This window comes from Rhodococcus sp. ARC_M12, from assembly GCF_022810385.1.
Lineage (GTDB): Bacteria > Actinomycetota > Actinomycetes > Mycobacteriales > Mycobacteriaceae > Rhodococcoides > Rhodococcoides navarretei.
In genome coordinates this window covers 1-290 of record NZ_JALGQI010000091.1, presented here as the reverse complement: position 1 = coordinate 290, position 290 = coordinate 1, and the positions used below count along the sequence as shown (strand labels likewise).

The window sequence follows — 290 nt, the reverse complement described above, 5'->3', positions numbered from 1 at the left end:
ACTCTCCCACACCCTGTCGAGTGCAGTACCATCGGCGCTGGAGGGCTTAGCTTCCGGGTTCGGAATGGGACCGGGCGTTTCCCCTCCGCTATGGCCGCCGTAACTCTGCGAAACAGTGTCACGAGCGAACCTGTCACCCACACACGTGTGGGTGGCGGATTCGTGTATTCGATTGTGCTTGCTGAATCAACTCGTGTGTTGTTTCAGATATTGCACAGTGGACGCGTAGCTTCTTTGTGGTAAGTCCTCGGCCTATTAGTACCAGTCACCTGCATCGGTTACCCGACTTC

At 55.9% G+C, this 290-nt stretch carries 1 rRNA gene; it reads right to left on the bottom strand.

Annotation, left to right across the window (positions count from 1 at the left end):
* Nucleotides 1–102: ribosomal RNA gene (gene rrf, locus MTX35_RS25475) — 5S ribosomal RNA — on the bottom strand; the annotation flags it as partial.
* Nucleotides 103–290: the final 188 nt, after the last annotated feature.